We start from the raw sequence: 466 nt of genomic DNA, 5'->3' as shown, positions 1-466 counted from the left end.
AGTGGTTAAGTTAATCGTCAGCGGTCTGGCTGATTTATAACCGGCTGGCAGCGACATTTTTATCGCCGTGCTGTTGCCTTCGTTTAATGTAACACTATCTGCCGTCATCGTCAGGATCTTCTGCGCCGGATCAGTGATATCTTTTATGTAAATGCTGGTGCTGGTAGCTGGCAGGTTTGTGTTGCCTTTATTACCATCTACCTTTACAAATCCTTCATCACTAAATACTTTGTTGGTCAGCGTTTTCACCGGGGTGGCTGTACCACTGCCTGCGCCGGCGGCAATGGTAATAAACGTTGGAATGCTGTCGTAGCGGTCGTCGCCAACGGTAGATGCTATTGCATCTTTCGCCAGGCTGATCGTCCAGGCTTTTCCGGCTTTCCAGTTATGCGGGAAAGTAGCGGTGATAACAGCACTCTGGCCTTCGTTCACACTATCCGGTGCAGCACTCAGTTTGATCGAGTCC

The 466-nt window shown here is 49.6% G+C and carries 1 protein-coding gene; it reads right to left on the bottom strand.

Translation table 11 applies throughout. The annotated features are described in order from the left end of the window. On the bottom strand, nt 1–466 hold a 466-nt coding region (locus tag KE626_RS34530; protein WP_211977729.1), incomplete at both ends, for a hypothetical protein.

The sequence above is a fragment of the Chitinophaga hostae genome (assembly GCF_018224885.1).
In the GTDB taxonomy this organism is placed as follows: Bacteria; Bacteroidota; Bacteroidia; order Chitinophagales; family Chitinophagaceae; genus Chitinophaga; species Chitinophaga hostae.
Note: the sequence above shows the minus strand (reverse complement) of the source record. Positions and strands in the feature narration are given on the sequence as shown.